Here is an 8955-nt window from a genome sequence, read left to right as displayed (position 1 = left end):
GAACCACCACTGGTGAAATTTCCATCACCCTTTCCTTTAACCTTAACCCCATCCATGGTGAGATCGCCATTCGTAACAAAGTTAAGATCATCCCCACTGTTGATTTCACTCAACTGATGGAGACTGCTTTGAGCGTTATAATGCCCTTTGTCCAAGGTCTCCTTGTGTTCACTCTCTAGCTCTAACGCGCTAATGCTAGCAGAACCATCGACAATCATCGTCATTGGACCGCCGCTGGTGAATTCCCCACCCTCTGCGCCAAGATCTCCAAGGGAATGGATGTTTAATTCATGCTCAGAGAGAATTTGTCCCTTCTGCCCAGCTCGATCAACAAAACCATATGCATTCGTGTCACGGATTTTTGCCGTGCTGTTGACAATTGTATTACCTATCATGGTGACCGTATCACCATGAATAACACCTGACATATTGGCTAAAAGACCACCACTGGTGAGATCTACAGGTCCGGTAGCATCCAAAAAACCACCGTTATTGAACAAAGTTTGCGTAGTCGTCACATGGAGTGCATCATCACTTATCACAGCACCACTATTGGTCAGACGGTCCGCACTCAAGGAGACCCCTTTGCCTTTCAAACGCGCACTGGCTGACTTCCCTTGAGTTCTTTGTGCATTGTTTATCCCTTGTTCTGAAGAGGACGTGCTTGCCAAATAAACGTGGGGCACCAAAACCTCTTGTCCATCGACAAGGTGGGTCTCAAGCCAGATCATATCCTTTTTGATCCCAGCAATCTGCTGGGGCGTTAAGGGTTTTCCTAGCTTTAGTCCCAAAGGACCTTGCTGCTCCACAGCATTGTCATAGAGCCTTTGCATTTGTGCATTAGGGTCTTCAACATCGAGAAGAGTGCGATTGCCCGTCAGCTCAAAGATTTGCTCATCCACCAGACGATATTCAAAATAAGCATCCCCCAACCTTTTGAACACTTGCTCAGGCTTATAATTGCCAATCTTTTTTAAGTAATAGTCCGAGCCTAAAAATTTACTTGGATTGATAAAATCTGGACGCGTCTCAATTAAAAACGGCACATCCGGTGATTGCGTACCTGCCAATTCTGTCTTAACAGAGCCAAGCCCATCTTGCGTTGGCAACTGTATAGATTCCGGTGCTGGTGTTTTTGTGCTTGGTGCAAAAAGCGCTTTGTGCCCCGTCAAACCATTGATAATGCCGTCCAATCGATCATTGCTGATCAACGGTTTAAAGCCATCAACTTCAGTATTTTTAACCCCAATCAAGCCTTTATTGCCAGAGCTTAAGCCAATTTGACCGGCTCCCTCACGCACCGCATGGTTGTCAAGAGTCTCTGTGACCTTGACATCAAGAGTGCCACCTGCTTCTATCGTGCCATAAACAACATCATAGGTACGTGTGGTTGTTTTGGTATCGGTATAATGTCCCTCATCTGTTATTCCTCCCCAAGAACAGCCTCCATTCGCAACAGTACAGTGTTTCTTCCTGCGATGCGTTTCAGTGACAATCTTGGTTGTTTCGATTAAATCGTGCCCCTCGTTGAGCAGCGTATCGCCCTGCATCTCAATATTGCCATTAGCAGCAATTAAGCTATAGCTATTGCGGATATCACCGGCATGAACCGTGAGATGACGCCCTGCCAAAATCTGTGCAGCTCCATTGGTAAAATGAGGCTGCTGACGAATGATCGTAGTGTCAACATCTTCCTTGATTTGATGGTGTTTAACATTAGTGCCTCTCCATTCTCCTCGCACATAACTGTGACCAACCACCTTATCAGTCACTTCAACCCCACCTTCACGCATATTGGTGAGTGAAGAGACATCGAAGGTCATATCACCAGAGACGGCTTCTAAAAGCCCAGAACTGTTGATGACATGACCAGCCCGCTCTCCACTTAAACCTCGGATGATGAGATTATCTTCAGCAATGACATCGGCAAACTTATTGATAAAATCCCCATCCAAGGAGAGCGTTGCGGATTTTTTGGCATAAATCAGTCCGCTATTGCTCAGATCAGCGCTCACATTGAGCGCAACCCCATCACCACTTGAACCAATACTGCCGGCATTGTCCAAAACATCCGCGGTTAAAACAAAAGCGCCACCACTTTTGAGGACCCCACCTTCGGCATTTAAAATGATAGCACCCTGCTCTCCTAAGGAATCATGGTTTGCTGCTATAAGCGTCAAAGTGTCACTGGCTAAAAGCTGTCCAAAATTGGCTAAAGAACCAAGATCCGCATCAACAACACTGCCCACTATGGTGCCATAATTGCTTAAAACACCGTCGCTGTTGAGAGTAAGTTCTCCGCCTTGTGCTTCTATAAGCCCAGCTTGGTTAAGAGTGCCTGCCCTCACTGCCACATCATAAGCAGCAACCTGGCTTGTCTCGCCCATCGTTAAGATGCCATCGGTTGAGAGCTCTATCTGCTCTTGCGCAACAATGCGCCCTGTTTGGTTCAAAGTGTTTTGCGCACGCACAGTAAGAGTGCCATTGCTTGCTATCGTACCGCTATTGGTTAAATCACCGTGGCTTTCGAGAGTAAGTTCTTCACCTTGCGCTTCTATAAGCCCAGCTTGGTTAAGAGTGCCTGCCTTCACTGCCACATCATAGCCACCAACCTGGCTTGTCTCACCCAGCGTCAAGGTACCATCGGTTGAAAGCTCTATCCGCTTTTGCGAAACAATACGCCCTGTTTGGTTTAGAGTGTTTTGTGCACTTACAGTGATTGCACTATTGCTTGCAAGCGTACCGCTATTGGTTAAATCACCATGGCTGGTCAGTTGAAGATCACCACTGTCGCTCTCAATATATCCAGCCTGATGAAGACTGTCGGCAACAACATTGACTGCTCCTTGCGTAGAGAGCAAACTGTCGATATTCTCAAAAGCGCCAACATCTATCAGCATACCATCCCCTGCTAAGATATAAGCTGTCTCCTCATGGAGTGTGGCATCTTGTTGTTCCTGCAACGATGTGTCTTGTTGCCCTGTATCTGTTGTCTCTGCGCTCTTATTGCTTAATGCTGTCGCAACAAGCTTCATCTCGCCGGTAAGACTCTTCAAAACACCCGCTTCATTGAGCACATGCCCAGCACGTTCCCTCTTCAGCCCGCCTATAGTCAAATTCTCTTCGGCAATAATCTCGCTCTGCTTATTGGTGAGAGCACCATCTAAGGACAATGCCATAGATTTTTTGGCGTAAATCAGCCCGCTATTGTTGACATCCCCTGCTACATTGAGAGCAACACTCTCACCACTAGAACCAAGGGCACCGGCATTGTCTAATTGTCCTGCCGACAAAACAAAGGCACCCCCACTTTGGAGGACTGCTTCAGATGCATTCATAAGAAAAGCTTGTTGCGGATCAGCATTTTCTGATGCACTGATCGTCAGATGCAAAGCATCCATTGCAATAAACGTGCCTTTATTTGTAAGGGCACCGGCATGGGCATTGACGCTTTCGCCGCGCATTGTTCCGCTATTGATGACCCCATTACGCACTTGAAGATCTAATACCCCTTCTTGTGCTTCCACAGTCCCCGCTTGGGTCAAAGCATCAGCGTTCAAAATCACATCATGGCTTAAAAGCGTACTGTCCGTGCTGCTTGTCAGCATGCCCCCAGCTGTCAAGGCAACCTTCTGCACACTGACAATCTCACCTTTGTGACTCAGTGCACCATGAGCATTCAGTGTGATCTCTCCATTGGAAAAAACACTGCCTTCTTGAACAAGATCACCGTGATGCGCATAAAGGTCAATTTTTTGCTCTGCCACTAAGTTGGCACGCGATGACACCTCTGCTGCTTCCACCAAAAGAAAGCCGCCGGCGCTATAATGGCCTGCACCTACAGTAAGCGCATCATCGGCTTTTAGAACAATATTCCCCTTGGCACCGATATGGTTGTTTAAAGCGCTGATTTGGTTGGTTTTAATGGTCAGATCGCCAAGGGAAGAAACCCCTGTTTGATCATTGTCTTGCAGGCGGCTCAGATCAATGGTTGCTGCTTGGATCTCTAAAAGATCACCGGATGCTATCCGCCCATCCCCCACTTCAAGCTTTGTCGCCTTTAAGTGCAAAGAACCAGTTGCTGATTGTGTCCCATCACTGCCAACACCACTTGCCAACAGAGCATCAGATTTCAGTGCAATTGTAGAAGCACTAACATCAACAGCACCACTTGCCGCAACACGAGCATGTTCTGCCAGTGCAACATCCTTTAAAGCTTTTAGCTTAACGGCTTCTTCTGAAAAGAGTAAATCTTTGACATGCACACTGTCATGATGGGAGTGGGCCTTCACCACACCCTTGGCACGCACTTTGGCAAGCACCAGCTTGCCATCACTGGTCAACCTCATGGCGCCTGCATTGGCAACCATGTTGCCAAGCATCTTAACGCCAGCACCTTTATCATTGGCAAGCACACGGATCTGCCCCGCATACATTCCACCAAGCTCACTGGAATCTATCGCCAATTCAGGTTCTTTACCATCAGAGCCAAGCGAAGTTGCTTCCCGTTGGTGATAATCAAAATGATTATGCCCTGCTATAACGGCCAATTCCCCTTTGACTTGAAGGGGACCTGCCACACTGATCTTGCGCGAAACAAGATCAAAAATATCCACTGTGCGCCCATCCGCACCCTTGGCTCCAATGGTGATATTGCCGCCTTCAACGCGCAAACCGCTCAAAGCACCATCAGGACCAATGATCGGCTGTCCCGTCGATAACGTCACCCGTGGTGTATTAATAAAGCCACAACCGTTACAGGTGATCCCATTGGGATTGGCGATAATCACATCAGCCGTTTGTCCATGAACTTCGCTCATCCCTTCAAGACTCGAGCGATTGGCACTCACCACTTCATTAAGAATAACCTTTGCGGCACCAGTATTCCGTAAATTGCCATTGCCAGGTACCAATCCCCCAAGCTGTGAACGCGAAACCTCCTCAGTCGAATTGTTCAAAATCACGCCATGGGCATCAACATTGAAACTGTCATATTTGTTATGAGAAAGACCTTGTCCATTGGGGCGAACAATATCAATCAGCGGCACACCATTGCCTGCTGCTCCCACCGTTGGGCGGAAAACAGAGCCAACCCCGTCAGCCGCTTTAATCCCTTGAGACACTTGTGTAACAGGACTTTGTGCTCCAAGAGCTTGCGCTTGCAACAACAAAGGTTGAAAAGCCAAGCAAAAGCTTAAAACCAATGAAAGCCCCTTCTTTGCCCCTCGCTGAAAAACACCAAGAGCACGCTGCCCCAGCTTGTACCCATATCCCAATTTATGCTTTTGATTTTTCAATCCCCGCATCTTTCGCTCCTCAAAAATCTTCTCTCTCTTTATAAAAAGAGACCCTCAATGGGTATAAACAGCGAGGCGTTTTTTTACCGCCCCTTTACTCTAAAACCTCAACAAAGCCCGCATTTGAAACACGCCAACCCTATTCCCCTTTTCTATCGGTATCGACGCATTCAAAATGTTGGAATAAGACACATCAACCTCCGTAATTTGGCCGCTTGCATGGAAACCCAGAGTTGCTCCAACCAAACTACCGCCAAAACTGTTTTTGCTGACATCATTGGCCACTGCTCCCAGATCAAGCGCCAGATAAGGGGCGAATTGGCTCATCACTTTACGACCTCTCTCTGAAGTAAAGCCCGGCAATAACAGGGATAATTCATTGCGCCAAAACACTCCATTATTGCCGTAATAAACCGCCTCACGCACCCCACGCACAGATGAATTGCCACCTAGCGATATTTGTTCTGAACCAAACAATGTATCGGGAGACCATTGTCCTGAAAGCAGCGTATTGTAGCGAAAATGATATGAATGGAGTGAAAAAGGACGTGCATAGCCTAAAGAAAAAGACCATTTTCTAAATTGCCCTTTGGGCGCATTTTGTGTTGCATTCTCTTGGGCTTTATCATCATAAGCACCAAGAATTGCCAATCCCTTATGAAACCCGATATGCGCACTGAAGTCTCCTCCCAGCCACTGGCGCGTATGATCAAGCTCAAGGCTTGCAATAGCTAGTTTGCGGCTAGAAACATCAACCCTACTGCCCATAATAAAATTATCAGCATATTTCCATGTCAAACGTCCCGTAACCCAAGTCTTGCTCTCTTGATCGCGGTCAATCACCCGTGAAACCCACGGGGTCAGTGATAAAGACTTGCCCGCTGTCATAATATCGGAAAATATTCCCTTAACACTCGAATGATATTGGCTCCACGTTCCATCAAAACCCGTTGTCCAAGTGCCATAGGGAATGGAAAAGGAACCCGTTAGAGTATCACTATTAGGACGCTTTTTTGAGAAGTGATACGGTCCACCATCCATGGAGCGCTGATAACTAAACGACCATTGATCATTCCCACCTAAAAGATCATCAAAAGAAAGGCTAACGCGCGTTTGATAAAGCCCTGTCGCCCGAGCACCAAGATTATCACTGGAAAGCGTGATAAGCCAAGGTTTCTGTTTTTCAATATGAACATCGAGTATCGAACCACCCGAATTGCTACCCGCACCAAGATTAATGGTAGCTTGACGAGAAAAAAGCCGATTGATCTGATCAAGTCCTTGCTCTATCTGGCGCAGATTGGTTGGTTGGCCAATGAGATGTGGAAAAGCCGTGATGATTTCTCCTCGATCTTTCCTCTCAACTTTGTGACCATTCAAGGTTATATCTTCTACTTGTCCTTCAACCACAACAATTTGCAGATGACCGCCGCTTAAATCTTGCTCAGGCAAATAAGCCCGCACCGCTATATAGCCGCGCTTCATATAAAGCATGGTCACCGCTTTGAGCACTTTGTTGATATCATCAATGCCTAAACAGTGCCCTTCCCAATGGGAAATAGCATCATGAAGATCTCTGTGAGAAATCAATCGAGCACCTATCAGTTCAATGCTTTTGATCAACAAACAGTTTTTTTGTCTCGAAGCATCATAGGGAGCTGTAGCATCATCATCCGCCAAAGATATCCCTTGCGTCTTGTTTCTACGGTATAATCGTTGAAAACGTTGTTCTTGCGTTTGTTGACGCTGAATACTCTCTGATTGATTAATCGCTTTCTCACGTATAGTTTCTGCTAAACTCGGTAACCAGAAAAGGCACAAAAAAGCCGCAAAAATAAAAGTGAAAAAAAATCTATGCATTCATTGTGCCCTCAAAGTGAGCAACAAAATGAACCATATCATCAGCGTCACAGAAAAAATCACCACCCGCGTAACAATTTTTTAATTTTTTGATGAAAATAATACTTATAGAATCTGAGAGAAACGCATAGACTGCACTGTATACACCTGCTTTATTGGGTGTGTAAACCATATCATTCCCCCCGCTTGTGAAGATTTTATAATTACACTGTTAAATGACAATCATACACTCTCTATGCTTCTTAATTTTAAGGTGTTTCATGTAATATAATTTTGAGATTCAAGTAAAGACTGTTATTCGTAGAATATATCTAATTTATTGGAACTGTTACATATTAGAGACAACGCAAAACTATCCATTATTATCGCCTGATAAGAAAAATAGCATGACAATAGCTTATTACTAAAATAAGCAAAAAACGCGATAATAGTACAGATATAGTTTTAAGAAGTATCTCTCTGCTTACTTACTAAAACCATAACGAAAGCTGATTTGTTCTATTATGTTTATGGATTGTTACATTCAAAAGATTACCGTGCTCGCTACGCTGATAATTTATGTAAAGAACTCCCTCGCATCCCTTGCGTAAAGAGTGCTGAAGATTTTTGGATGTTTGTTACAGCAGGGCGTGAATTAGGAAATTTGCACGTCAATTATGAAAGCGTAGAGCCTTATCCCGTGACCTTCAAAAAAGGTGACCCCAAACTTACAGATATTCCTAACCCCGAAAAGTTTTATTACGTTACAGAAATGAAATTTGCTGGGAATGGTAAGGAAAAGAATAAAACCACTGTTATTTACAACAGCAATATTACAATAACAGATATCCCTAAGGAAGCTTATGAGTATATCGTGAATGGTAAACCTGCCCTTGAATGGGTTATGGGTCGGCAATGTGTAAAGACCGATAAAAAGAGTGGCATTGTTAATGATGCCAATTGCTATGCTGTTGAAACCATTGGCAACCCTGCTTATCCATTGGAATTGTTCCAAAGGGTTATTACGGTAAGTTTAGAAACAATGAAGATTGTTAAGAACCTACCAAATTTGGAATTAAGAGAAACTGAAGAGACTTCATAAAGCATGCTCATATTTCACATGATCGGTATGCACATCTTACAAGGGGTATGGAATTTATATCTATACTCTCTTGTTATGTTGATTATGTACACTCTTAAAAGGAATGATTTATCATGCGATACTCTAAAAAGAGAAACTTTGCACTTTTAAACACTCATTTTATGAAATGAAAAAATTATAAAATAGAAACCTTCAAAACCCTCAAAACCCCTCAAAACATATATCATCAGTTGTATTTATGGGTTGTGTTGCCGATAATGATTGTATTTTAAAAATCTTCAAAATCTTAACATATTGAAAATAAAGTTTCTATCTTACTTCATAAATAAAAAAACTTTATAAATAACCTAAAAGAAAAGATGAATATCATTATAAAAAAATACAATAACCCATCAAAAATACTTTAAACTATAATCTCCTTATAGATTTTGCAGTAATGTTTGTCAGAAAATGGCAAATTCTATATTCTGAGATATAAAAAAACGCCCAAATCCTCTATTGGGCGCTCTCATATTATTTATTAGCATGCATCTAAATTATTCAGAAACTGCCTCAGTTGTCATATTTGTCAACATAGCTTTAGCCATCTCGTTATTGCTAGATTTGCGCTGCTCATCTACGATCAAATCATCACGAACTGCAGCGATACGGCGGATTTGAGCAATCGTACCACCTGTCCCTGCAGGAATAAGACGGCCGACAATAACATTTTCCTTA

General features: G+C 44.0%; 3 protein-coding genes and 1 pseudogene. 1 reads left to right on the top strand and 3 read right to left on the bottom strand.

Annotated features, from left to right (window positions below; genetic code table 11):
* Nucleotides 1–5306: filamentous hemagglutinin N-terminal domain-containing protein (locus ME1_RS07020; RefSeq protein ID WP_004864941.1), on the bottom strand; the 5306-nt coding region annotated here is incomplete at its 3' end.
* 90 nt (nucleotides 5307–5396) lie between these two features.
* Nucleotides 5397–7157 carry a ShlB/FhaC/HecB family hemolysin secretion/activation protein gene (locus tag ME1_RS07015; RefSeq protein ID WP_004864940.1) on the bottom strand — a complete coding sequence of 587 codons (1761 nt, stop codon included), beginning with the start codon at nucleotides 7155–7157 and terminating at the stop codon, nucleotides 5397–5399.
* Nucleotides 7158–7629: 472 nt separating this feature from the next.
* On the opposite strand from ME1_RS07015, the pseudogene ME1_RS07005 reads away from it, so the two are divergent.
* Nucleotides 7630–8238 (top strand): annotated as a pseudogene (locus ME1_RS07005) (type ISP restriction/modification enzyme); the annotation flags it as partial.
* A 536-nt stretch (nucleotides 8239–8774) separates the two neighbouring features.
* Here ME1_RS07005 and ME1_RS08150 read toward each other — a convergent pair.
* Nucleotides 8775–8955, bottom strand: a 181-nt coding sequence (locus ME1_RS08150; RefSeq protein ID WP_004864937.1) for a hypothetical protein, incomplete at its 5' end; no start/stop codon positions are given.

The sequence above is a fragment of the Bartonella vinsonii subsp. arupensis OK-94-513 genome (genome assembly GCF_000278235.1).
Classification (GTDB): Bacteria; Pseudomonadota; Alphaproteobacteria; order Rhizobiales; family Rhizobiaceae; genus Bartonella; species Bartonella arupensis.
This window is presented reverse-complemented; position numbering and strand designations above follow the sequence as displayed.

Bases quoted from the DNA above. Each gene is read 5' to 3' on its own strand.
- ME1_RS07015 (WP_004864940.1), bottom strand. From the start codon at position 7,157: ATGCATAGATTTTTTTTCACTTTTATTTTTGCGGCTTTTTTGTGCCTT.